The 23,144-nt window shown below is 50.8% G+C and carries 26 protein-coding genes and 3 tRNA genes; 13 read left to right on the plus strand and 16 right to left on the minus strand.

Features of this window, described 5'->3' with window-relative positions; all coding sequences use genetic code 11:
- Positions 1–168: 168 nt before the first annotated feature.
- The 3 genes from HBUT_RS08840 to HBUT_RS02415 all read right to left on the minus strand — a co-directional run bounded on the left by HBUT_RS08840 (position 169) and on the right by HBUT_RS02415 (position 2,430).
- Positions 169–1,185 (minus strand): molybdopterin-dependent oxidoreductase, encoded by a 1,017-nt coding sequence (locus HBUT_RS08840; RefSeq protein ID WP_011821645.1) that lies wholly within the window; start codon positions 1,183–1,185, stop codon positions 169–171.
- 223 nt (positions 1,186–1,408) lie between these two features.
- Entirely contained in the window at positions 1,409–1,702 is a 294-nt protein-coding gene (locus HBUT_RS02410) for a hypothetical protein (RefSeq protein ID WP_153801363.1), read from the minus strand.
- Positions 1,703–1,740: 38 nt separating this feature from the next.
- A complete protein-coding gene (locus HBUT_RS02415; RefSeq protein WP_011821646.1) occupies positions 1,741–2,430 on the minus strand; it encodes a glycosyltransferase family 2 protein in 690 nt (229 codons plus the stop codon).
- A gap of 231 nt (positions 2,431–2,661) precedes the next feature.
- On the opposite strand from HBUT_RS02415, the gene HBUT_RS02420 reads away from it, so the two are divergent.
- Positions 2,662–2,931: a 50S ribosomal protein L38e gene (locus HBUT_RS02420; protein WP_011821647.1), complete on the plus strand. Its 270-nt coding sequence runs from the start codon at positions 2,662–2,664 to the stop codon at positions 2,929–2,931.
- A gap of 241 nt (positions 2,932–3,172) precedes the next feature.
- Here the strand turns inward: HBUT_RS02420 and HBUT_RS09445 are convergent.
- The 3 genes from HBUT_RS09445 to HBUT_RS02435 all read right to left on the minus strand — a co-directional run bounded on the left by HBUT_RS09445 (position 3,173) and on the right by HBUT_RS02435 (position 4,648).
- Positions 3,173–3,338 (minus strand) — tRNA-Tyr (locus tag HBUT_RS09445).
- 68 nt (positions 3,339–3,406) lie between these two features.
- A complete protein-coding gene (locus HBUT_RS02430) occupies positions 3,407–4,057 on the minus strand; it encodes a hypothetical protein (RefSeq protein ID WP_153801364.1) in 651 nt (216 codons plus the stop codon).
- 219 nt (positions 4,058–4,276) lie between these two features.
- Complete coding sequence (locus tag HBUT_RS02435; protein WP_011821649.1) at positions 4,277–4,648, minus strand: DNA-directed RNA polymerase subunit G; 372 nt, start codon at positions 4,646–4,648, stop codon at positions 4,277–4,279.
- 107 nt (positions 4,649–4,755) lie between these two features.
- Here HBUT_RS02435 and HBUT_RS02440 point away from each other — a divergent pair, with 107 nt between their 5' ends.
- Together HBUT_RS02440 and tgtA are read left to right on the plus strand one after the other, a co-directional pair.
- Complete coding sequence (locus HBUT_RS02440) at positions 4,756–5,214, plus strand: Lsm family RNA-binding protein (protein ID WP_011821650.1); 459 nt, start codon at positions 4,756–4,758, stop codon at positions 5,212–5,214.
- Positions 5,211–6,794: a tRNA guanosine(15) transglycosylase TgtA gene (tgtA, locus tag HBUT_RS02445; protein WP_011821651.1), complete on the plus strand. Its 1,584-nt coding sequence runs from the start codon at positions 5,211–5,213 to the stop codon at positions 6,792–6,794. The genes HBUT_RS02440 and tgtA overlap by 4 nt, the downstream gene beginning before the upstream one ends.
- A gap of 5 nt (positions 6,795–6,799) precedes the next feature.
- Here tgtA and HBUT_RS02450 read toward each other — a convergent pair whose 3' ends face one another.
- The 3 genes from HBUT_RS02450 to HBUT_RS02460 all read right to left on the minus strand — a co-directional run bounded on the left by HBUT_RS02450 (position 6,800) and on the right by HBUT_RS02460 (position 8,488).
- Entirely contained in the window at positions 6,800–7,552 is a 753-nt protein-coding gene (locus HBUT_RS02450) for a proteasome assembly chaperone family protein (RefSeq protein ID WP_011821652.1), read from the minus strand.
- Between the two features lie 22 nt (positions 7,553–7,574).
- Complete coding sequence (locus tag HBUT_RS02455) at positions 7,575–8,054, minus strand: PUA domain-containing protein (RefSeq protein WP_011821653.1); 480 nt, start codon at positions 8,052–8,054, stop codon at positions 7,575–7,577.
- Between the two features lie 83 nt (positions 8,055–8,137).
- Entirely contained in the window at positions 8,138–8,488 is a 351-nt protein-coding gene (locus tag HBUT_RS02460; protein ID WP_011821654.1) for a hypothetical protein, read from the minus strand.
- 127 nt (positions 8,489–8,615) lie between these two features.
- Here HBUT_RS02460 and HBUT_RS02465 point away from each other — a divergent pair.
- Positions 8,616–8,728 (plus strand) — tRNA-Pro (locus HBUT_RS02465).
- 39 nt (positions 8,729–8,767) lie between these two features.
- Here the strand turns inward: HBUT_RS02465 and HBUT_RS02470 are convergent.
- On the minus strand, positions 8,768–10,051 hold the full coding sequence (locus tag HBUT_RS02470; RefSeq protein ID WP_011821655.1) for an MBL fold metallo-hydrolase: 1,284 nt from the start codon (positions 10,049–10,051) through the stop codon (positions 8,768–8,770).
- A gap of 141 nt (positions 10,052–10,192) precedes the next feature.
- Here HBUT_RS02470 and HBUT_RS02475 point away from each other — a divergent pair, with 141 nt between their 5' ends.
- On the plus strand, positions 10,193–10,573 hold the full coding sequence (locus HBUT_RS02475) for a nascent polypeptide-associated complex protein (RefSeq protein WP_011821656.1): 381 nt from the start codon (positions 10,193–10,195) through the stop codon (positions 10,571–10,573).
- On the opposite strand, the gene HBUT_RS02480 is transcribed toward HBUT_RS02475, so the two are convergent.
- On the minus strand, positions 10,527–11,279 hold the full coding sequence (locus HBUT_RS02480) for a helix-turn-helix domain-containing protein (protein ID WP_228546754.1): 753 nt from the start codon (positions 11,277–11,279) through the stop codon (positions 10,527–10,529). The two genes, HBUT_RS02475 and HBUT_RS02480, sit on opposite strands and share 47 nt — an antisense overlap.
- Positions 11,280–11,344: 65 nt before the next feature.
- Here HBUT_RS02480 and HBUT_RS02485 point away from each other — a divergent pair.
- Positions 11,345–11,432: transfer RNA gene (locus HBUT_RS02485), tRNA-Ser, on the plus strand.
- A 407-nt stretch (positions 11,433–11,839) separates the two neighbouring features.
- Here the strand turns inward: HBUT_RS02485 and HBUT_RS02490 are convergent.
- The 4 genes from HBUT_RS02490 to thsB all read right to left on the minus strand — a co-directional run bounded on the left by HBUT_RS02490 (position 11,840) and on the right by thsB (position 15,291).
- Positions 11,840–12,190, minus strand: coding sequence for a hypothetical protein (locus tag HBUT_RS02490; RefSeq protein ID WP_048061400.1), 351 nt, complete (start codon positions 12,188–12,190; stop codon positions 11,840–11,842).
- Positions 12,190–12,834, minus strand: a complete 645-nt coding sequence (locus HBUT_RS02495; RefSeq protein ID WP_228546755.1) for a translin family protein — start codon at positions 12,832–12,834, stop codon at positions 12,190–12,192. The genes HBUT_RS02490 and HBUT_RS02495 overlap by 1 nt, the downstream gene beginning before the upstream one ends.
- Positions 12,831–13,433: an adenylate kinase family protein gene (locus tag HBUT_RS02500; protein WP_011821660.1), complete on the minus strand. Its 603-nt coding sequence runs from the start codon at positions 13,431–13,433 to the stop codon at positions 12,831–12,833. Before HBUT_RS02500 ends, HBUT_RS02495 begins: the two co-directional genes overlap by 4 nt.
- Positions 13,434–13,584: 151 nt before the next feature.
- A complete protein-coding gene (gene thsB, locus HBUT_RS02505; protein WP_011821661.1) occupies positions 13,585–15,291 on the minus strand; it encodes a thermosome subunit beta in 1,707 nt (568 codons plus the stop codon).
- Between the two features lie 149 nt (positions 15,292–15,440).
- Here thsB and HBUT_RS09980 point away from each other — a divergent pair, with 149 nt between their 5' ends.
- The 7 genes from HBUT_RS09980 (at position 15,441) to HBUT_RS09780 (ending at position 22,358) form a co-directional block, all read left to right on the plus strand.
- Positions 15,441–15,752 (plus strand): 30S ribosomal protein S17e, encoded by a 312-nt coding sequence (locus HBUT_RS09980; protein ID WP_011821662.1) that lies wholly within the window; start codon positions 15,441–15,443, stop codon positions 15,750–15,752.
- Between the two features lie 146 nt (positions 15,753–15,898).
- The gene (locus HBUT_RS02515) at positions 15,899–16,528 is read left to right on the plus strand and encodes a phosphoribosyltransferase (protein WP_048061401.1); all 630 of its coding nucleotides are present in this window, start codon (positions 15,899–15,901) and stop codon (positions 16,526–16,528) included.
- Positions 16,476–16,970: a KEOPS complex subunit Cgi121 gene (cgi121, locus tag HBUT_RS02520; protein ID WP_048061402.1), complete on the plus strand. Its 495-nt coding sequence runs from the start codon at positions 16,476–16,478 to the stop codon at positions 16,968–16,970. The genes HBUT_RS02515 and cgi121 overlap by 53 nt, the downstream gene beginning before the upstream one ends.
- A 390-nt stretch (positions 16,971–17,360) precedes the next feature.
- Entirely contained in the window at positions 17,361–19,202 is a 1,842-nt protein-coding gene (locus tag HBUT_RS02525; protein ID WP_011821665.1) for a ribosome biogenesis/translation initiation ATPase RLI, read from the plus strand.
- Between the two features lie 156 nt (positions 19,203–19,358).
- Entirely contained in the window at positions 19,359–19,988 is a 630-nt protein-coding gene (locus HBUT_RS02530; protein WP_011821666.1) for a hypothetical protein, read from the plus strand.
- A 759-nt stretch (positions 19,989–20,747) separates the two neighbouring features.
- Positions 20,748–21,926 carry a fructose-1,6-bisphosphate aldolase/phosphatase gene (fbp, locus tag HBUT_RS02535; RefSeq protein ID WP_011821667.1) on the plus strand — a complete coding sequence of 393 codons (1,179 nt, stop codon included), beginning with the start codon at positions 20,748–20,750 and terminating at the stop codon, positions 21,924–21,926.
- Positions 21,927–22,205: 279 nt separating this feature from the next.
- Positions 22,206–22,358 carry a carboxymuconolactone decarboxylase family protein gene (locus HBUT_RS09780; protein WP_267195215.1) on the plus strand — a complete coding sequence of 51 codons (153 nt, stop codon included), beginning with the start codon at positions 22,206–22,208 and terminating at the stop codon, positions 22,356–22,358.
- Positions 22,359–22,607: 249 nt separating this feature from the next.
- On the opposite strand, the gene HBUT_RS02540 is transcribed toward HBUT_RS09780, so the two are convergent.
- On the minus strand, positions 22,608–22,886 hold the full coding sequence (locus HBUT_RS02540; RefSeq protein WP_048061403.1) for a hypothetical protein: 279 nt from the start codon (positions 22,884–22,886) through the stop codon (positions 22,608–22,610).
- Positions 22,887–23,144 lie beyond the last annotated feature (258 nt).

The raw sequence follows: 23,144 nt of genomic DNA on the forward strand, positions 1-23,144 counted from the left end.
CGGGCCTTCCCTTCTCCACGATCCACGGCCATATATTAGGCAGGAAGCTCTTATACCATGCAATAATTGCAATGTTCTACTTCTGGTACACCTTCATCGCTGCTCTTACACATGCTTGGTACATTCTCTGCAGGGCAGCTGTCTGGACATCTTCTCGTTCTCCTCGCATTAATGCTCTGTTACGTCTATGAGTTCCAGGTTGCGTATCTTGAACCGCTCCTCTAACGCTACTAGGCCGCGTTCGTGATAGCCTTTAGCCTCCCAGTAGCCGTCAGTGTAGCCTTCGAGTAGGTGTATCTCGGTGAGCCACTTGGTGTGCTTCCAGCCATACAGCCTGGGGAGTACTAGCCTGGCTGGCGCGCCACGGTCTCTGTCAAGCTGCTTCCCCTCCAGGCCTATCGCTATGTAGCCGTACTCGAGAGCTTCCTGGAGCGGGACGATAGAGGCGTATCCTCCAGCGCTGCGGGCTAGAAGCCAGCCCCCGGACGGCACCTCAGCCCCAGCCAAGCGGAGAACCTCGCGCAACGGGGCGGCTAGCCAACGCTTCCCCCTGACGCTCCAGCCGGTGACGCAGTGCATATCTAGCACGAGCCACTCAGCAGTCTCCCCAAGGATTCCCTGGTCTATCACCGTGATGCCCCGGGGCGTGTAGACCCGTATCGTAGCGTTGCTGGGCACTGCCTCAGGAGGACCCTCAGCTGCATAGGTGACGAAACGTGGTATAGCCTTTTGACCGGCGGGTTCACCATCGCCAGGCTCGAGCACCGGCCGGGAAAGGTAGACGGGTGGCTCCACTGCTTCACCTATCCTCAGCACTGCACCCTTCTCCAGACGCTCTCTAACACCATCGTCTACACGAGCCATGAGGCTCACAGGGAGCACAGCTGTAGCTGTTAGCACGACGCCTCGAGCCTCTACGACTCGGGCCTCGCCTCCGCCTCGCAGTGGAGCACTGTGTACTGTGAACCTTCTGCGGGCAAGCGGCTCCACGCTGTAACCCGTGGCTTCGAGGGCCTCCTTGAGGCCGAGACCATGGTCTAGGAGCCGGAGGAGCCCCTCTATCGCCGCGTGGGCCTCGCCTCGGGCGCCCACCTTACCCGTCACTGTACAGTCTGCAACTACTATGGGCTCTGGCGCTGCTAATCGATTCAAGTAGACCCTGCATCCATGAACCTCGGCTGGCAAGCCAGGGTCCCCCCAACGCCCCCAGGGAGGGGGCCAGGCTTCAAGCCTCACTACATTTATGACATGTCCCTCGGATAACATCATCAACTCCTCTGTGAAGCCGTGGATATGTGATGCTTGTACCACTGTCATACCCTCGGCTAGTCTGAGAGTATTCCATTCGACCTGGTACCGCGCAGTGTCGCGGAGCCGGGAAACATCGAGGCATTAAGGAGTACATAGCCTACCGCTTTACTCTTATACAGCTGCTTTGCTCGCTAACTACGAGGCGTGAATCTGCCAGATATATTCTCCTACACGCCCATACGGTGTAGCCTCGTAAGGCTTGAAGTGAACCAGCAACGAAAAGTATGGCTGCAGGTAGTGCAAGCGCCATGGAGTATGGCGGGTACTTGTTTAGTCTTGCTGCGCTAGCGTATGCAGCTAACTCTAGCGCTAAGGCCACAAGCGCTATGGGCTTTGCAGTGTAGGGGGCTGCTAAGAGGGCTAGGGGTGGCGCATAAATCAACATGACCATTACTGCTAGAGCTGCGGCTCTCTCAGCTCGTGGATAATCTAGGAGTATCTTGCCGAGAAGTAAAAGTAGTCCCTAACACTCTTCACCGCATCTACTGCTACCATCTCGCGGGCATCAAAGATCTTTAGTTCTACATTCTTTGCTGCCGCGAGACTAGCAAAAGCCACATCTTCTGTAACCCTTTGCTTGACCACTCTATGGCCTCCGAGCTCGGCATAGAGCTGTCTCCTTATGGCCCAGCAGCATCCATAAATCCATGGCTTGCTTTTTCTATGGTGCCCAGCTAACCCTTGTATGATCGCTGTTACTACTGTTTCGAAGCCTATACAGAGCCGGGATTTTCCACAGTTGAAAAGGGGTACGAAGCTCACTATAACCCTACTATTTGGGTTGCAAAGAACTCTCTGCACTACTGATAATATACAACCCGTGTTTATTAGCTCCACATCAGAGTCTAGGAAGAACAATATGTCGCCACGCGCAATATTTGCACCAACCCATAACGCGTAGCTCTTGGGAAGCCAATCTCTTGGCGTAGAGTCTATCCGCACGTAACGTACATGCGCCGCTGTAGGGTGCTGCCGCACTATTTCCACTACGTTCGCAGTGCTAGCATCATCCACTACTATCAGTTCCAGCTTATATCTTTCAACATACCCCTTTAGAGCATCTAGGAGCTTCCTAAGCCCTTCACGGTTATTACGTACAACAACTATGACCGAAATCAAACACTTAGCCTCCACCCTCCCCGAACAGTTCAGTTTAAACGTACCATGCGCAATACTACGCCTAACTCCGAACAGGATATGATGCCACAGCAGCGCCAGAAGGAGCGTGAATAGCAGCGCCACGACTTCTAGGCCTTGAAGAGCTGCTATGGACATCACCTAGGTACTAGGCTATAATGCACTGAGTTTATAGCCAGGCTTTCACTAAGCGGCTGGCCGGGTGCTAAGCCTATGCCCGTGGAGGTAAAGAGCGAAGAGGAATTCCTAAAGGTGCTTGAACGGGCACGTGAGTGCAGGGTTAAACTTGGATACAGGCGTAAGGAGACGGAAGAGGGAACGAGAAGGATTAGAGTCCTAAAGGTTAAGGCACGAACGCCAAAGTATCTCTACACACTGGTATTCGAAGACATTGACAAGGGTATCGAGTTCATAAAAACAATTAAGGATAAGTGTCAAAATCTCGTCATATTCGACGAAGAGGTAAGAAACAAGCTCGCATAACTCCTCGCGTCAAAACTCAGCAACAGCGTAGCAGCACAGCTTCTTTCAACCATATACTTCCACTCTTCGCATAGTAATCGAATACCAGTACGTAGAACACTATCAACACAAAATAGAGATTATATCTCCTTAGTGTTTCTCGTAGAAATCCGCACATAGGTATGTATAGATTGCTGGAAGAACTGACAGCGAAAAGCCAGAACATGTGTGATGGATGGGGCGGCGGGCACCCGGGGGAGGGTGGTCCCGCCGCGGGGATTCGAACCCCGGACCGCCCGGTTTCTGCTGCGGCCCCCGCTGCTATGCCGACGCGCCCTCATCCGCTCCCCATTGCGGGGTTGTCGGGCGCGCGGGGGGCCTACCCGCCCCACCTACAGCCGGGCGCTCTGCCGCTGAGCTACGGCGGGATCCAGCGGTGGACCGCCATGTATTATTGGATACCTCATCTACTTAGCTGGCTATAAACCTTTCTGTTTTATATATCTATTGTGCAAGGTGGCAACTTCGTATCAGAACTAGTAGTCACGACTATGCATTGCTTCGCGTAGCTACAGATGTGCTCGATGACTGCATCAGTTAGGTCTAGAGGCTCGACTAGAACTAGAAGACTGGGCTTCGATTTTTCTACGGCTGCGAGCGCGTGCTCTACCTTCTCGACTACTGATATAACGTTCCCAAGCTCTATTAGCTCTGCGTTAGCCAGCTTTAGTTCTCCTATCACTCCTTTAAAGTCTATGACTAGTGTCTTTGTTGTTGAGCTGGAGGCTATTCTCTTGACTGTTCTCTCAGCTACAGCTATGGAGGCTACTTCTACAGCACATATCCTTGTCCCATTACTACACGGCCTTACTATCATGGCCTCAGTATAGTCGCGAATTAAGCTTGTAAGCTCACTGTAACCCACATCCCTACCATAAACGTATAGTCTCGCCATATCTGGCTCAGCCGCGACTAGCTTCACCTTGACATGTCGAGATAGGCTCCGGAGAATCTCCTCAAGCTTTACGGTATCGGCTCTCATTACCTCAGTCCGTGTAAGCCTCGGAAATACAATCTCTACACAGATACCACCACCACTACGGAACTTGAGAGAGGCAACAATCACTACCACTGCAACAGCTCCCATAAGGAGAGTAAGCAGCTGGGATTCATTCACTGCGTTAACTAAGCTGGAGCCCAGCCCCAGCCCATACAGCATACTTGCCACTGCGAGAAATAGTAGCAGAACCGCGACAACGAAACCCTGCCCCATGCTGCTTGTGGTGCTCGTAGCTAGCCCACTTGCTAACTATCCCGGATCAACCTGTAGGCGGAGCCCACCGGAACTAATCCCACACCGGGAATGTTAGCTCCTCGGTGCAACCTTAACGTATACCTTCTCTACAGGTGCCAGGTCTAACTCTTTGCGAGACCTTATAATGAAGAGTAGTCCCCCCATGGATATTAGTGCCGCGTAGGTCTCCCCATCCCTCTTGATAGACACAACTGTACCCCTACCAACAAAGTCAACGCCGTCTCGATATTCTGGCACACTACGGGATAACTCGACCAGAACATTATCACCTTCTTTGAAGACTATTAGCTCACTATGAGTGTCCATTTCAACCTCGTACTCGCCATTATTGCTCTTTATCCTAGTTACGTAGAGCTTTGGTATTAGCTCGGGCTCGACAGATACCACCGTTCCTTCAAAGGCTACAATGGCTTCTCCAGCCACAGCTCGGTTCCCCCCAGCTGTAATGCACCAGGTTTCTGTAGATCTGCCCTAAACACTACCTATTATATAGCACTCCAGCCACCCCTACCACCTCCGGTGTAGTTGTAGTGGCGTCGATAATGTCTCCGACACCAACGCGCAGGTTTCTAGCTGAGCTACAAAACCTGGTAGGTAAACGCGTCGAAGTAGTATTGGTTAACGGGCAGAGGTATCGTGGAACCCTGCTGGGCTTCGATCATCCAGAACTGAACCTCGTACTCGGAGACGTTGAAGCCGAAAGGGAGAAAGTACCACGGCTATTCCTAATGGGCCGTGTAATAGCCGAGATAAGAGCCTATGAGCTAATGCTCTTTGATGCCAGAGAGTTTGCAGACTATATAGTCAGAAAGCTTGGACTACGTCCTGACGCTGTAAGAGTCTACGAGGATGCCGGCGTAGTAGTAGTCTATAATAGTATAAGAGTCACAGCAAACGGCGTAGAAGGGGCTGGCACTCTCGCCGCAAAGATTAGCTACCTTCTGAAGGAGTATCTTGAGGCTAAGAGGAGGGGCGAGAAGCCCGCTTGAAGCGCGAGATAGGAGTTTTTGAAATCCGCGAAAAAGACCTAGCGGGAAGAATAGCTAGACTCTATACTCCACACGGCGTACTCGAAACTCCTGCACTACTGCCAGTGATAGACCCGGTTAGGCAAGAGGTACCACTGGTCGAGATCAAGAGGCTCGGCTTTAACGCCGTGATAACAAACGCCTATCTACTCTGGAAACGGCTTGGCGAGCAAGCGGCAGAGAAGGGCGTACATGGAGTCTTAGGCTTTGAAGGCATAGTAATGACTGACTCTGGTGCCTACCAGCTACTCGAATACGGCCATGTGGAGGTTGAGCCAAGAGAAATAGTTGAGTACGAGAAGAAGATAGGTAGCGATATTGCTGTAATCCTGGACGTACCAACGGGGAATACGAGGGATAGGAAACAAGCCGAAGAGAGTGTTAGGGAGACACTTAGACGCGCCGAGGAGGCGCAAAGCTACATAGATCCCGATAAGAGAATATGGACCCTACCCATCCAGGGCGGCCCCTTCATAGACCTTGTCCGCGAAAGCGCGGAGAAAGCCAGGAAGCTCAAGGACTACAAGCTATACGCCCTTGGGAGCCCAACGGTTCTCCTCGAGAGGTATGAATACAGTACGCTACTAGACATGGTATTTACAGCAAGGTTTAGTCTACCAGTTACAAGGCCGCTACACCTCTTCGGAGCAGGACACCCAATGATAATACCTTTCGCAGTCGCGCTGGGCGTAGACATGTTCGACTCAGCATCTTACATCCTCTACGCGAGGGATAACCGGTACATGACCCTAACAAAGACCTATCGGCTAGAAAACCTAGAGTATTTCCCCTGCAGCTGCCCTGTGTGCAGTAGGTATACACCACAAGAGTTGAGAGAAATGCCGCGCGATGAGAGGGTAAAGTTGCTCGCCTTACACAACCTATACGTACTCCGACAAGCAATAAACGAGGTTAAGACGGCAATCCGTGAGGGCAGGCTGTGGGAGCTGCTGGAGGAAAGGAGTAGAGCCCACCCATCCCTAGCAACAGCCTTCGCAAAATTCAGACAGTACATCGAGAAGATAGAGCAGCTAGCACCACGTGTAAAGACAGGGTTTGTAAGAGGCCTACTCCTTTACGGTTCTGAAAGCCTCTACAACCCTAGAGTAGTAGCCTATAGGCGCAGCATAAGAATAAACTACAAGCCGCGCATAAGGGGAGAGCTAAAGCTAATACCTGTATCACCGTTCGAGAAGCCATTCACGTCATCAAAGCTGTACCGCAGTATCAAAAAAGGCAGACGAGACATCCACGTGGTAGGATACATGTTGTACCTCGGCCCTATACCAGAGGAGCTGGCTGAGACCTATCCTGGCTCACAGTTTGAGGTAAACCTAACACCATACTGGGAGGTTGTTGAAGAAACCGCAAGGAGCATAGCAGAGTACGTGGAGGCAAACAAGGCCAACTATACAAGCATAGAGATATACTACTGTCAGGGCGATGGGCTCAAGTGGAGTAGGCCCGTTGCGGAGAAAACAACGGAGCTACTAAGGAAAAGAGGTGTAGAAGTTAAGCTGGCTGAGCTTGGAGAGTGCTAAACAGCTTACATGTAGGCACGCTCGCTGCTCGGTGGAATAAGCGCCTCTTTCTGCTGCTGCTCCATCAACACTATCATTTCCTCAATCTTGCGAGCCTCTTCTAGCAATTCATCAACACCTATGGAGAAGCCGTAGAGCTTGTTGATGACCTCAATAGCAGCCGCTGCCGCACGAGGGTCGGGGCGAGCCGTCTCTGTGTAGGGTAGCAGAGCTACAGCAGGATAGCCATAAACCTCGGCGTATAGTAGGAGGAGCGCTAGAGGACCAATAACGTAGAGGCCCTTATCCATCTTGGGGGCATCAAGACTTCTAGAATATGCTGCTGTTGCTACCCACCTAAACTTCTCATCGCCCTGCTTATACCTTGCATCAAATCCTCCTATGAGTACTGCCTCTGGGATATTCCTCTCCACCAGGAACCTTACTATAGCTTCAGCAAATCTTGCACGCTCATACACAACCGGTATATCATGGTTTACAAGAAGCAAAATACGGAAATCGTCACGAGGCATACACGAGTATAGGGTAAAGGGCGCAACTATACCGCTAGACCCTGGAGTTACAGCCTCCGGCATGTACTTTGTAAGCACAAAACCGGCCTTGCTACAGTTCGCCTTCTCAGCCAAGTGGAGTGTTGCTATATATCCTACAGCACCATATCCCTTAAATCCAGACACAAATAGACTTGCTCCCTCTAAGAGTGCCTCATCGTAAGCTATCCTTATCCCCTTATACTCAAACCTAGCCCTAAACGCCAAGCCCGCATAACCCTAAGCTCAGCTAGGAATTATCCCCCTTAACAGTTTTCCTAAGCCTAATAGCCTCACCCCAACACTCGTTCTCAAGTATTTCCGTCGGCGATAATCTTAGTCTGCCGACACCTACAAGCTCGCCACTAGAGTTTAACACGATAACCTCATCGCCGGGCCGGAGATCATGATCAATAGTTTCTATAATTCTACAATTAATGCTCTTGGAGGGAGGTGTTTCAACACGAAGCCTTGCGCGGAGACGAGGCTCGGGAAGAGCTAGCAACCTCTTGGCGCCTAATAGCGAGAGAGAGTACAAGTAATCATGTGCACGGAGGACAGCCAGCAGCCCCTCCTCGCCGTAAATCTCCCTTATACGGCGCGTTGCAGGGGAAACACCTACAACCACATTATCCGGGATTAATAGGTCGCCTGCAGGAAAGCCAAACTGATAGTCTGCGATTGCTCTAAGCCTAACAACCTCTTCGGGCCGTGCACGCCTAATGATCAAGGCCCTAACAGCCCCCGATGCAGGTGAAAAAGAGGCGACTCTATGTAAATAACGGCACGCCTACTATGACCGAGCAAGCAATACTACTTTTTCACAACACCTATTGTGAGGCCAATGACGAAGCCTAGTAGTGTTGGACCGATAGCCATGAACCCGAATACTTGTGCCAGCTTGTAAATAACATCCTTTACCTCACCTAGCACCTTGAGCCTCTCAAGTGCATCCTCAATGCTTCCCGCAGTACCCCATAAACCGAGAATAGCGCCAACAAGGAATACACCTATAAGGCCTAGAACATAACGTGCTATCTTGGCTGTAAAGTAGCCAGCTATAAGGCCTAGTATGAACTGTATCGCCATAATCGTTAGCAGCTGCGGGTTCTCACGAGTGAGCTCATATATGTTAATAATAGTTGTATTTATCTCTTCTACCATAATTGCACCCACAGTTAGTCCTGGAAATTCTCCCTCTAAAAAGCTAGCTGGAAACCAAAAGCGCGAGGTAGCAAATACTATAAACCTCCACTCGTAGATTAAACCACAATAACAACGTGGATGAGGTGGGCCCGTCGTCTAGCTTGGTAGGATGCGGGGTACACAGCTCCCGCCAGGGCGCGGGGCTGTGCCCGACTCGGGACCCCGTGGTCCCGGGTTCAAATCCCGGCGGGCCCACCACTACTCAACCCATCCCAGACAAATACCGTGTTTTTCTGCCTAGACTTCTAGCGTATACTCCCTATTGTTTTCGGCTACGATAACTTCTTCTGGAATGCCAGTACTGCGTAGTAGCTCTGCATATTTTACAGCTACATCGGCTTCGCTGTGGACTACTACTATGTAGCGTGGCTTTGTCGTCCTTACGACATCTAAGAGACCGTTGCGGTCGGCATGACTGCTAAAATCTAGCCATTCAACTCTAGCTCTTACGGGTTCCTCTGTATCTGGCATTAGACCCTCTTCGAGAATGCGTCTACCGTTGGAGCCTGGTGCCTGGAAGCTGACTAGTATGATTGCGTTTCGCGGATTTGACCCAAGCCTCTTTAGGTAGTATAGGCTTGGGCCTCCCTTGAGCATGCCTGCCGAGGCTATTATTACTGCTGGCTCACGCCACGCCTTGTTTCGATCGCGCCAGCCCCGCACAATGTTAAACTCCTCGTAGGCTTTCCTCAGCAGGTTAACGTTGTTTATGTACTCGGGATTTTCGAGGAATATCTCAGTTATCTGCCTAATCATACCATCGACGTAGACAGGCACACCCGGATCGTGCTCGGCTAGTATCATCATTATCTCTTGGCCACGCGCAATGCTGAAGGCCGGGATTAGCACTGTACCCTTCCTGTCGATCGTCTCCTCGATTATTGAGAGTAGCCTCTTCTCAGCGTTGGCTCTTGGTGGATGAAGGCTGCTACCGTAGGTCGCCTCTGTTACCAGTATGTCGAGGCTGCCGATTATGTGATGGTTTGCTGGCTTCATAAGCTTGGTCTCTATCGTATTTATGTCGCCTGTGAAGCCCATCCTTGTACCGTCAATATCTAGTACTGTAAATGTGCTACCTGGGACGTGTCCTGCCGAGTAAAAGGTTGCCTCAACACCATCTATGTCTATGCGTTGGCCATAGTGAATCTTTTCTCCAGCCTCGAGCAACAGCTTTACCTCATAGTGCTCGTATGGTGAATAGTATCCGTTGAGCTTTAGGAAGTCCTCAAGCATTAGCTTTGCCATTTCGAGTGTTGGCTTTGTAGCATAGACTCTTGGTCTACCAGAGATAAAGTACATTGGTGCTGTGCCTATGTGGTCCAGATGTGCATGACTAAGTATCATCGCCTTAACATACTTTGGTGGGTATGTTGCCGCAAATACCGGCCTGTCTTCCTCATCAAAGTTTACGCCAGCATCTAGCAGTATACCATCACGCTCCTCCGGCCTAACCCTAACTAGCACTGAGAGTCTGCCTACCTCTCCTCCACCACCCAATATGCGGAGAGCTATCTTAGCCACGACATAGACTCACCTCTGCAACCTACGTCGCGTAGTGCACATATTGCATGAATGGTGGCTGTCCCGCTCTAAACTCCAAAACCAAACAACCTATTATATACTGTTAAGCCCTCATTGAATTGACCGGGGAGGATAGGGGCCTTGTTTAGACTAAACCCGGCCGATATACGTAGGCAGTTTAAGAGGTTGGGCATTAAGGCTGATGTAGATGTCGTTGAAGCTGAGGAAGTCATAGTTAGGAAGACTGATGGCAAAACCCTGGTGCTTGCTAACCCGCAAGTGTTGCTTGTGAAGATGCAGGGCGGCATGGTTATGCTGCAAGCTGTCTCTAATAGCGTCGAGGAAGTTGAGGCGATAGGTGAAAAGGCCCCAGAGATTAGCGAAGAGGATGTAAGGCTTGTCGCTGAACAAGCAGGCGTCAGCCTTGAGGAGGCTAGGAGAGCACTTGAGGAGGTTGGTGGCGATATAGCAGCTGCTATCCTACTCCTTGAGGAGAGGAAGAAAGCTTCTGGAGCCTCTTAACCAGCTCCTCTACAGAGCTGCACATGCTAAGCACCACCGGTACATTCTCGCTCTCAGCTATCCAGATCGCAAGCGGGTCAAGCCTCTTTGGGCCATGGAGTACTATTGCTGCAGGCTTTATTGTTGAAACCCTAAGTGCTATCATCGGGCTACGTCCCGTGGTAACTTTTGTGAACACGACAACACGCTGTGTCGTAGAGCCTAGCAAGTATAGGAACTCATTACCGGAAAGCATCATTATCGCGCGCACACTATCGATTACGGTATAGCCGTAGAGTAGCTCCTGGGGGATGTAGGAGTTAACGGGTACACCCTGCACTGCATTTATAACAGCATCTAATGGTATACCGGCCTCGAAGTCTCTCATGTCTATGACTGCGCCAAGATAGTGGAGCTGTAGTATCCTGGCAAGCCGTCGTGTAACCGGGCTTCCCCGTTCACTATCAATCTCAAGGAGCGCCTCAACAAACCTCTTAACGAACAACGAACCGGGCTGGCGACGCCCCTTCTCATAGTCGCTAATAACGCTTGATGTGACACCCATGTGTCGTGCAACTTCCACCTGGCTAGCTGCAAATATTTCACGCCACTTACGCAGCGCCAGGCCAGGCTTATCACTCATAACAATATCGCCAGCAATGTGTTGCGCAATACGCCTCAGAACAATCCTCGAAGGCCACAAAACATCATCAACGCTCGACAGCAAACCACCACGCCACGGAGAAAAGATTTAAACCGACCACCTAATCTATCTTCACACTCATGGCAGGTGCCGGGGTCGCCTAGCCTGGTAGGGCGCCGGCCTGCTAAGCCGGTGGGGGTCCACCCCGCGCGGGTTCAAATCCCGCCCCCGGCGCCACACCTCCTAACCATATCTCCCACTAAGTTATAGCTCAACTCGCCCCATTCTTCATCATCTAATGGTGTACGACACCTTGGTTTAACAAGGCTGAAGACGAGTTTTAGTCTTAAACGATCATTTCCGTGCTGGGCTTAGCTTGCTGTACTGTGATGCTTGCGCCAGAGTACCTAACCTGATACCCAGTACTAGGTACATACTACTGAGATGTAGGGAACCAATACTATGAGAGGGAAGTAACAGCAAATGCTCAAACTCATAGATGAAAGGGTAGAGATTGTCGTAGGACCTAGTCCGGGTCCAAATGCATACACGACATTACAACAAGCAGAAGTGAAGATGGCTTTGATAATTGGTCTAGCTGTGCGTAGTGTCTTGAGATGAGTTCTACAAGAGCTGAAATCTGGTTAGCCTTCCTCTTCTCCAAGGATGTGTTTACAGTCTAGCCTAGATACTTTATCAATATCAATAACCATGTATGGCTCCCCGTCAAGTTCTCTGAATTCCTCAATGCCTATCTCTTTGAGCCTCTCTAGACAGTCTTCGCAGTTGAGGATCTCCGACACTATGTCCATGAACTTGAGGAAGCCTGTCTCCTCAGCCTCGTGGCGACGCCACAACCCGTAGAGTGATACAAGGAGCTTCTCCTGCCCCGCAGCCCGGGCCATACCTAGAACCATCTCTCCGCGATCCCGGAGATACCTGCATAGCGTTAGGAGAAACGCCTCTACCGGATCCATTCGCTGCCAGCCGGTCATTATGATGCACCGTAGCCCGTTCTAGCCCTCACACTGAGGAGGAGGGATTTCGTGTCATCTATTAGGCGACGCGCCACATCAACCTTGTGTCTGACTCCAGGTAGCAGGGCATCAGGATACTCTAGTGCACGCATTTCATAGTACATAGCCTCCATGAGGTCTAGTACTTTCTCTGCTTCGTTGAGTCTTCCGAGCCTCATGTAGTCTAGTGCTAGCCTCCTAAGCTCCCCAAGCACATCCCCCACACCCTGGAGGTACGGTACCTCGGGTACACTAAGCTCCCTATGGCTAGGTATGACCCCCTCAACGACTACCGAGTAGAATACCTTGGCCTCGACATACTCGGACAATACATTGTACACAAAGCCGCTCTCAGCCAGGAAACTGTCAGACTTAGCCATCTCCCTAAACCTTGAAACTATCGAGTCCATCTCCTCAATATACTTCCTAGCTTCCTCGACTCGGCCCCGGTGCAGAGCGTTAATCGCCCAGCCGGAGAGTTTGATCACATCCCGGCCAAGCTTTATCAGCGAGTCCCTCAGCTCCTCACGTCTAGAAAGCACTGTATTGATTTCTGATAGTATAGCCCTAAACTTCTCAGCCAGTCTCTGCGGGTCAAAGTTTGCAAGCTCCGGCACACTCACCGGCTACCCACCTCTCCTCCTAGTTCCTCTAGACTGGAAATAAGCCTGCTAAGCTCTTCCTCACGGAGCACACTTAGCCAGTCGATACAGCACCTTGTTTTCCTCAACCTAATGGCTTCAAGCACCTCCAACGCCAGCTTATCTGGCGTTGTATTAGAGGTTACAACCTCGAATACCGGGATGCCCTTGTCTAGTAGGCTACGTGCCTCTGAAGCTATAACCCCTACAAGCTCCGCCTCAACATTCTCAATTATCTTTCTTGCTGGCCAACCTCTACGCTTAAGCCTTTCAAGGAGTATGAGCGGGTTACACCTAACAACAACAATAAACTCTACATGCTCTCTTCCCAGCTCCTCGAAAGGCTCTAGCCAGTGAGTCTCAACAATATAGCCTCTGAGCCCTGTAAGCAGCTTCAGCAAACCCTCATAGTCTATTACGAAGCTCCTACGCTGAGCATCATACTCAACCCATAACCCATTATACAATACAAGCCATGAGATAGTTGTGAATCTTAGCTTGAGGAGTCTAGCAAGCCTGGACCCTAAAACACTCTTACCAGCGCCAGGTGTGCCAGCGATAACGAGTAGCCCACGCTCCAACTCTGCTACTACACCGTTAAAGAGTCCTAAGCCTCTCCTACAGCTTAAAAACAGAAAAGCAGAGCCTCGCCAAGGAAAGACAAGGTATGTAGAAGCTAATGAGAATGAGGGGCTAGAGCTGACCTTACACCTGGTTAAAAAGGCTGGGTGGTTACTCCTCCTTCTCCTCCTTCTCCTCTTCCTCGCCCTTCTTCTTCTCTTCCTCCTTCTCCTCGCGGCGTGCAGCCGCTATGATGTCGTCAATCCTTAGCACCATTGTTGCAGCCTCGGTACCGGCCTTGATCGCGTTAGCCTTCACGCTTACCGGCTCAATGACACCGAGCTTCTTCATGTCATCAACATCGCCCTTGAAGACGTTTACACCTACCCACTTGCCCTCAGCCTTTGCATGGGCAGCACGTAGCTTCATGATTATCTCTACAGGTTCTAGGCCAGCGTTCTCTGCTAGAGCCATTGGTAGGCCCTCGAGAGCCCTCGCGAAGGCTTCTACTGCTAGCTGCTCCTTACCACCAATCTTTGGTGCTATCTCGCGCAGGTACTTAGCAACCTCTACCTCAACCGCGCCACCACCAGCAACAATCTTGCCATCCCTAATCGCATCAGCTACAGCATGTAGAGCGTCGTTGATGCTCCTTTCAGCCTCGTCTACAAGCCTCTCGAGACCACCGCGGATGAGTATGGTTACTGCTCTTGGGTTCGGACAGCCCTCGATGAATACCATCTTGTCCTCGCCGACCTTCCTCTCCTCGACGAGCTTGGCGAAGCCTAGGTCCTCGGGTGTTAAGTCATCAATGTTGCTCACGATCTTGGCGCCGGTCGCCCTTGCAATCTTCTCTATGTCGCTCCTCTTTACCCTTCTTACTGCCATGATGCCCTTCTTTGCTAGGAAGTGCTGGGCAACCTCGTCAATACCCTTCTGGGTTATAACTACGATACCAGCCTTACCCTCCATACCGTCCTTGCGTATCCTCTCCATGGCAACGTTATAGATCTTGTTTACCATCTCTTCTAGTATCTTCTCCTCCTCTTCTAGGAACTTCTTGAGGAATGCTGGATCGTTGATCCTTATCTCTGCATCGATTTCTGGCTTCTCGACCTCTAGTGGAGCATCGAGGAGTACAATGTAGGCGTTCTCGACCTTCTTGGGCATGCCTGGGTGTACAACCTCCTTGTCCAGGACGATGCCGTAGATTAGCTTGGTGTCGCGTAGGCTACCACCATGCTTCTTGATTATCTGTATCGCATCTAGGTCTATGTACCATTTGTCGCCCCTCTTCTCAGCAACCTGCCTTACAGCCTTGACGACTATCTCTGCTAGATGCTCGCGTGCACCGTGGACTGCCTTGCTTGTGAGGCTTGTCATTGCTATCTTCTTGAGGGTCTCCTCGTCGTTTATGTCTATGGGTTCAGCTATCTCGTGGAGCTTCTTTACCGCCTCCTCGGCTGCCTTCTTGTAGCCACTCACAATGATTGTTGGGTGTACGTTCTTGTCTAGTAGCTCCTCGGCGTAACGTAGTAGCTCACCAGCGAATATTACTGCTGTCTTTGTACCGTCACCTACCTCCTCGTCCTGACCCTTGGCAATCTGCACTACGAGCTTCGCTGTTGGGTGCTGTACGTCCATCTTGTCTAGGATTGTTGCACCGTCGTTGGTTATCGTTATGTCGCCAAGGCTGTCCACTAGCATCTTGTCCATGCCCTTGGGACCGTAGGTTGTCCTTAGCGTCTCGGCGATAGCGCGTACGATCATTATGTTTGTTCTTAGTGCTTCACGGCCGTAGGTCCTCTGGGTGCCCTCCTTGAGTATTAGTACTGGTACACCAGTAGGCTCAAGGGCAGCAACCTGGCGTGCAGACATAGCTTACACCCCTATGCGCTCACTATCCTATGTCCGGGATAGATTGCCTTCGGGGTGCTTCTATATAAGTGTTACTGTCAAGGCTTGCTTGGAGGGTCAGAAATATGTGCCTCTACACTCTGCAGCCCTAGCCCACTGGGGGGCACTGCATGGGCAAGGTCAGGATAGGCCTTGTAAAGCGTACAGCTAGGAAGCTCGTAGAAATGTATCCCGACATCTTCACAGAGGATTTTGAACATAATAAGCGTATAGTATCACAGCTTATAGAGACTCCGTCGAAGAAGCTTAGGAACCAAATAGCAGGCTACGTTACAAGGCTCATTAGGCTGTACAAGCGTACCGGTGAGCTACAATACCTCATAGAGCAGCAGCATGCGGAGGAGTTTAGAGCAGCCCTCTTCCAACAACAGCAAGAACAGCCCAGCGGGCAAGCAGAACAGCAGAGCCAACAAACACAATAGATAGTCAATATCCTTGACAGCACTTGTTGCATGGGAACGCCTGCAAGCTGTTAGAGTATTTGCACTTCTTAGGCCCTTGTTTGCTACACATTGCAATATAATGACTGATAGAATTACCTCTTAGCCTAGCATGTATGTGAGGTGGCATGGAGGGTTTGACGGGTATACCACATCCACAGCCGACGAGGTTTAAGCCTGTATCATGGCGTGAAGTTGAGGAGGGCTGCGCCCACATAGCCGAGAAGATTCTCGCTACGAACCTTAATGTAGATGTGATCGTCGGCATCCTGCGGGGCGGCTGGATACCGGCAAGACTCCTCTCTGACTACCTAGGCGTAGACACTATGGGCGCACTCGAGGTAAAGTTCTACCGGGGTGTTGGCGAGACAGCAGAGAAACCTGTTATAACACAGCCGCTCATAGTGAATGTTAGGGATAAGGTTGTACTTGTAGTTGACGATGTCTCCGATACCGGTAAGACGCTTACCGTGGCAGTGAACTTCCTAATGCACTATGGCCCGAGAAAGATAGTAACTGCTACACTCTATGTTAAACCGTGGTCCATGTATAGGCCAGACTTCTACCACAGCGAGACTGATGCATGGATAATATTCCCCTGGGATAAGGCTGAAACTGTTGTAGAGCTTGTAGCAAAACGTGGACTCAGCATAGAAGAGGTCTCAAAAATTACGGGTGAAAGCATTGACTTCATTAGAAGAATCTTTGAGACAAGGAATAAGGCTTCAACAACTAGTTCCAGGGCTGGGCAGGATTAGCCTCCTACTACTCTGCACGAGGACAGATGAGGAGCTAGAGAAGCTTGCAGACAGCCTTGAAGCTGATCGCAAATGTATAGTGGGCATTATACCCGTATCGCTGGCCTCAAGACATTCTCTTAAAGAGGTATTAGCCGCGACCATCGCCGTCTACGCCGCCTACGCTAGGGGCAAGAACATTGCGCGAAAGCCCGGCATAGACGTACTCCTATATCTTGCAGGAGAGAGAAATATCTCAAAGGTGCTTCAAAACTATCCATTACGCTACGGCGAGCCAACAGTTCTTGCAGTAGCCTGCAAGAATCCGGAAAGCTTGGATCTGCTTGCCAGGAAAGCTAAGCCAGCTACCAGCTGCAGCTTACGCAGAGAAACCGAACCGTTAATGCTTGCAAAAATAGCCGTCTTTCCTGTCGAGGCCAAAGTCTACAAGCTCCAGGCCTAGCCCCGGCCGCAGATACACCAAGGCTCTGGCAGGATACAAGATAAATCTCCCTCCGGAACCCATTAACATAATAGATATAGACGCCGAGCCCGGCAGAGGAGCCTGGACACATTGGCCTCTGGTGACAGGCTATGAAGTGGATACTTCTGGAAGAAGAGGAGGAATGGTGGGAAGAGGAAGAGGAGGAAGAGTGGTGGGAGGAAGAGGAGGAAGAAGAGGAGTGGGAGGAAGAAGAGTGGTAGGCTCGGCCAACCTTGCTTTCTTCATAGCCGTTTTTAGCTGGTAGCTCTGTGCCGTCACCACTCCTCACAGCCGTGAGCGAGTATACCTGGAGCCCTTGAATATATCCTTCCAGAGTAGCCGCGGCTGGGTCTACCCGGGTGTCGCCTAGTGGCAAGAATAGCTGTTATCGACTATGAACTCTGCAAGCCCAGTAAGTGCCACCGCGAGTGCATAGCATTCTGCCCTGTAAACCTGACAGGCGGCAAGGCGATAGAGTTCGACGAGGCTAGGAGGAAGCCGGTGATCTACGAGGAGACTTGCGTTGGCTGCGGTATATGTGTTAAGAAGTGCCCGTTTAAGGCTATAAGCATTGTTAACCTTCCCGACGAGCTTGAGAAAAGCGTCATCCACCGCTATGGTAGGAACGGGTTTAAGCTCTATGGGCTCCCCGTACCACGTGAGGGTAGGATACTTGGCATCATAGGTAAGAATGGTACTGGCAAGTCTACAGCACTACGCATCCTCTCGGGCGAGCTTAGGCCAAACCTCGGCCAGGTGGATGGAACCACACCCTCCTGGGATGAGGTTATCCGGAGGTTTAGAGGGACAGAGCTTCAAAACTACTTTAAGAAGCTAGCCGAGGGCTCAATAAAGGCAGCCCACAAGATACAGTATATAGACCTTGTACCCCGTCGGGTTAAGGGTACCGTGCGACAGCTACTAGAAAAGGCCGACGAGAGAGGGATATGGCGGGAGCTGGTAAAAGAGCTTGGACTCGAGAAGGTTCTGGACCGAGATATTAGGCAGCTTAGTGGTGGAGAGCTACAACGCTTCATGGTTGCAGCCGTGCTGAGCAAGGATGCAACCCTCTACCTCTTCGACGAGCCAAGCAGCTATCTTGATGTTAGGGAGAGGGTTAGGGTTGCCAGGACAATAAGGAGCTACGCGCCGAACAACAGCTATCTAGTCGTCGTAGAACACGACATCGCCATGCTCGACTACCTCTCAGATTACGTCGTAATCATGTATGGTGAACCCGGCGTATACGGCATAGCCTCAAAACCCTACGGCGTCCGAGCCGGCATAAACCACTTCCTAAGGGGCTACCTTCCAGCCGAAAACATGAGAATTAGAAGCGAACCAATAAGATACACCATAACAGCCACACCGAGCGAGACCACACTCAGCTTGAAAACATACATCTCCTGGTCCAAGCTAACAGTAAGCCTCAACGGCTTCCAGCTAAGGGTTGAGGAGGGAGAGCTACACGAGGGAGAAGTGCTAGGCGTAGTAGGACCAAACGGTATAGGTAAAACAACCTTTGTACGTGTACTGGCAGGAGAGCTCAAACCAACGGAGGGTAGTGTTTCAAAGCCTGCCGGAACCCTAAAGGTTAGCTACAAGCCACAGTATGTTAGCCCAAGCCTATTCGGCGAGGATAAAACCGTTGAGGAAGTGCTCGCCGAGGCCAACAAGTCTGTGCTAGCACCCGGCTCCTGGCTCAACGTGGAGATACTTAGAAGGATGAGACTCGACCGCCTCCTCGATCGCCGTGTAGGCGAGCTAAGCGGTGGAGAGCTTCAGAAGCTAGCAGTAGCAGTCGCACTAGCAAGAGAAGCTGACATCTACCTCCTTGACGAACCCTCAGCATACCTCGACGTGGAGGAGAGGCTAGCAGTAGCAAAGATCATTAAGAGGCTAACCGAAGCACGCGGTGCAGCAGCAATAGTTGTGGAGCACGACATAGCGGTACAAGACTACATTGCAAGCCGGATAATGGTGTTCACCGGTACTCCCGGCGTTGAAGGTCATGCACACCAACCAGCCTCGCTCTTCGATGGCATGAACACCTTTCTGAAAGAGCTAGGCATAACGATAAGGAAGGATCCTGAAACAGGTAGGCCGAGGATAAACAAGGAGGGAAGCTTCCTTGACAGGCTGCAGAAGAGATTAGGCAAGTACTACTACATACCTAGGCCAGGCGAGGAAGAGAAAGAGGGAGAGGAATGACCTAACATAATGCCTGACAGGAGGCAAGCCACACCTGACAGGCAACAAGTGTAGGGGCTACCTGGGCTATCAGCAAAGAGCTACACCTGACAGGCGAGCGTTGCGCGGGAGCTGGAATAGCGTGCTCCTAGGCCAGATAGCTGTCGGAGAAACGCCTTGGCCCCAAAGCTGCCGCTTGAGAGAAGGGCTGTCCGGCTTCAGGCAGCAAACAAGGTGCTTCTACCCCTTCTCTCCGGCGTGAAACGATTTTCCCGGCTCTGGCGTGCTTACAATCCACTACTTGCCGGGGTAAGCCGGGTAGACCAAACCCGCGACTATACAGTCACAATCCTGACCGTACACTTGCCAGCCAGTAACCCGCTAGTAGTAGCACTCTACACTAGCGCACAGGAAAGCAGACCAATAACGCCGAGCCAGCTAGGGCAGAGGATTGCAAGGCTACGAGCACAACTAGCGAAGCTGCGCGGCCGCGTATTCAACGCTGCCGACATAGTATACGCCATACTTGCACCTAGAGGCTTCACATCAGGAGCAATCAAGCTAGCTAGGAGGCTCGGAGTAAACACTGCAAGGAAGCCTGAAGAAGTTATACAGATACTTGCAAAATACCTCACAACGAGGCTGAACAGGCTATACCTACGACTCAAAGGCAAACTCATCTGGGGCGAGCTACCACTACTCATATATGCCCTGCAGGAACTAGCAGCTGCACTAGGAACCAAGCACAGAGTCATAGAGCCAGCACAAGCCCTCCAACTCGCAGAAAAAGGCGGATTCCTAACCTGAACCTCGGAGAGAACTACCCAATTCTCTAGAACCAGAGATTCAACTTTACCTCTTTTGAGTGACATCCTTCACTCTTCAACCCAAAGAAGCTAAAGAATATCAGAAGGTTACCTCGATCCTACTTCAAGTCCTAGCCTCTACTCCCGCTATCCTATAACTCGTAGACCAACAACTATAGCTCAACTATGAGATGACCGGGTCAACTTGTATAGCCAGCTTAGCGGAAGGTAGTGTCTACCACAAGGACTTTCCGCGGACTAGTATTGGTTCGTCTTCCTAGAAACATTCCTTGTGTAGATCTTACAGATGCTGTAAGCGGTCTTGTAGTATCCCGATATTATATCGACTGTATCACCATGGAGAGCCACTCCTATCAACTAACGCTCAGGTAAATACTTGGAGCGAAGTATACTATAGGTCTAACATGTTTAGGTTGCTGCTAAGCTATAATCACACCATAGCCTTTATAATACTCTTGGGAAGCCTGACAGGATGCTTAGCAGCGGATATCGTCTAGTTACCAGTTTAAAGCCATATGTTGCTATGACTGCCAGAATAACTCTAAGCATTCTTTCCTTACTTATAACATATAGGATATATAGGAGCGGGGATACTCAGTCAGCTTCTTCGCCATCTGCTTCTTGCCTCCCAGTATTACAGATTGTTTCAAGGGCTCCTCCTGTCAGGTTGTACTATCTTGCTGTGTGGGTGAGACTTAAGGCTCTCCCATACATAGCTTAGTATGTATGGTGGTGTTTTGTGGGCGAGGAGCGTCGTGTAACTATAAGTGTTATCAAGGCTGATATAGGCAGCATTGCCGGTCACCATAAGGTACACCCTGACACTATTGCTGCTGCCACTCGCGTCCTCGCTGAGGCTAAGCGTAAGGGAACCATTATAGACTTCTACGTAACCCATGTGGGCGACGATCTACAGCTAATCATGACACATAGAAAGGGTGTTGATAGTCCTGAAATCCATGGCCTGGCGTGGGAGGCTTTCAAGAAGGCTGCGGAGGTAGCTAAGGAGCTAGGCCTTTATGCTGCTGGCCAGGACCTGCTAAGTGACGCCTTTTCAGGCAATGTTAGGGGGCTAGGTCCCGGCGTTGCCGAGATGGAGTTTGTTGAGAGGCCAAGTGAACCAATAGTGGTGTTCATGGCTGATAAGACCGAGCCTGGCGCTTTCAACCTTCCGCTATACAGAATATTTGCTGATCCATTCAATACTGCTGGCCTCGTAATAGACCCCAGGATGCATGATGGCTTTAAGTTCGAGGTCCTCGACGTTTTAGAGGGCAAGTATGTAGTGCTAAATGCGCCCGAGGAGCTCTACGACCTACTAGCACTCATAGGTACACCTAGCCGTTATGTGATAAAGAGGATCTACAGGAAGAGAGACAACGAGATAGCAGCTGTGGTCAGTGTTGAAAGGCTTAACTTGATAGCAGGAAGGTACGTGGGTAAGGACGATCCAGTAGCAATCGTTAGGGCGCAGAGCGGTTTCCCGGCTGTCGGCGAGATACTGGAGCCTTTCAGCTTTCCACACCTAGTTGCGGGCTGGATGAGGGGTAGCCACTGGGGCCCACTAATGCCTGTAAGCCTGCGCGACGCCAAGTGTACAAGGTTCGATGGTCCGCCGAGAATCGTAGCGCTAGGCTTCCAGGTAACCAAGGGCAAGCTCATAGGTCCTGTAGACCTATTCGACGACCCGGCATTCGACGAGGCTAGGAGGCTCGCACAGCAGATAGCAGACTACATGAGACGCCACGGCCCATTCATGCCGCACAGGCTAGGCCCAGAGGAGATGGAATACACGACATTGCCACAAGTACTGGAGAAGCTTAAGAACAGATTTGCCGAGGCTAAGGACTACGAGAAGTACATCAAGCCCAAGATTAAGAAAAGCGAACTACTCACGGGCGAGGAGACCCACGACTAACCCTAGGGTTTTTGCATACATAACTTTCGTATTCTTCGAACAGAAAATACATAATCCATCTTGTCCAACTCTACACGTTCCGGTGCAGGCCTTGTCCTCCGAGAGCAACTATGTAGCTCAACTCCTTAGAGAGATGGAGCGACACATACGTAATGAAGCCGTTAAAGCCCCCGAGCTATCTAAAAGATTCTTTGATCTTTTCGAAGCCATAAAGAAGCCTGGTGCTCTCGACACAAAAACAAGGAGCTAATAGCTGTAGCTGCTAGGTGCAAATACTGCATAGTACTCCATGTACGTGAAGCTCTACGTTCTGGCGCAAAACCTGAAGAGGTACGTGAGGCGGGCTGGGTTGCTGTGCTAATGTGCGGCGGCCCCTGCTTTGCGTACCTCAAAGTGTTAGAGGAGGCTCTGGACAGCCTAGCCAAGAGCTAGCTTGCTTCAGCAGCAATGGAGAAGACCACCATAACCTGCATTTCTTCGGAGTTCATTGACGTCCAATATGTGCCCGTAGAACCAGCGTACGCATAAGGGACCGTCTACGTACATAGATTTCTTCGAACCAGTCAGGGTGCTTCCCAGTAATATCAAAAGGAGCCGAGAATGCGTGCTCTTCATCTACATGGCGTTGATAACGCTTGACCAGCTGAGAGTGGTAGACTGTAAAACAGCAGGCACAAATCTCTAGATAGCATACTCACTTGCGAGCATGTTGACTTCGCAGTCGTAGAACTCCTCGGCTAGACGGAGTATAGACTCGAGTGTTGGCTTCCTTCTCACCTTGTAGATGAGCCTGCGGAGGGAGGGGTTGGAGTTTAAGAGCATTCTTACTATTTTTTCAAAGACTCCACGCCCATCACTGTTAAGCCAGCCCATTTTGTCAAAGTAATTGTGGTACTCTTCAAGTAGTATTCTTAACAAGTCGCAGGCTTCGCGGGGATATCCATCTCTGCAGCAGCTCAAGAGAGGATTTCACCTCCCACCCCTTGGTGTGGTGTGTCGGTTCCTGCCGGACTCATCACCTTAACCATCATCAGCGGGTGGGACGGTGCGGGGCCGCAGTAACAATCTACACTCCTCATCCGCCCTTATAGGGTGTTGCTCTGCTACTAGAATATCTCTTAGCACATGAGTTGCGAGCTAAGTGCTATTTATCATCCGTACTAGGTGTTAGCTAGTGATGCTATAGTGTTGTCAGCTATATAAACATAAAATTGATGC

It is taken from the genome of Hyperthermus butylicus DSM 5456, assembly GCF_000015145.1.
GTDB lineage: Archaea > Thermoproteota > Thermoprotei_A > Sulfolobales > Pyrodictiaceae > Hyperthermus > Hyperthermus butylicus.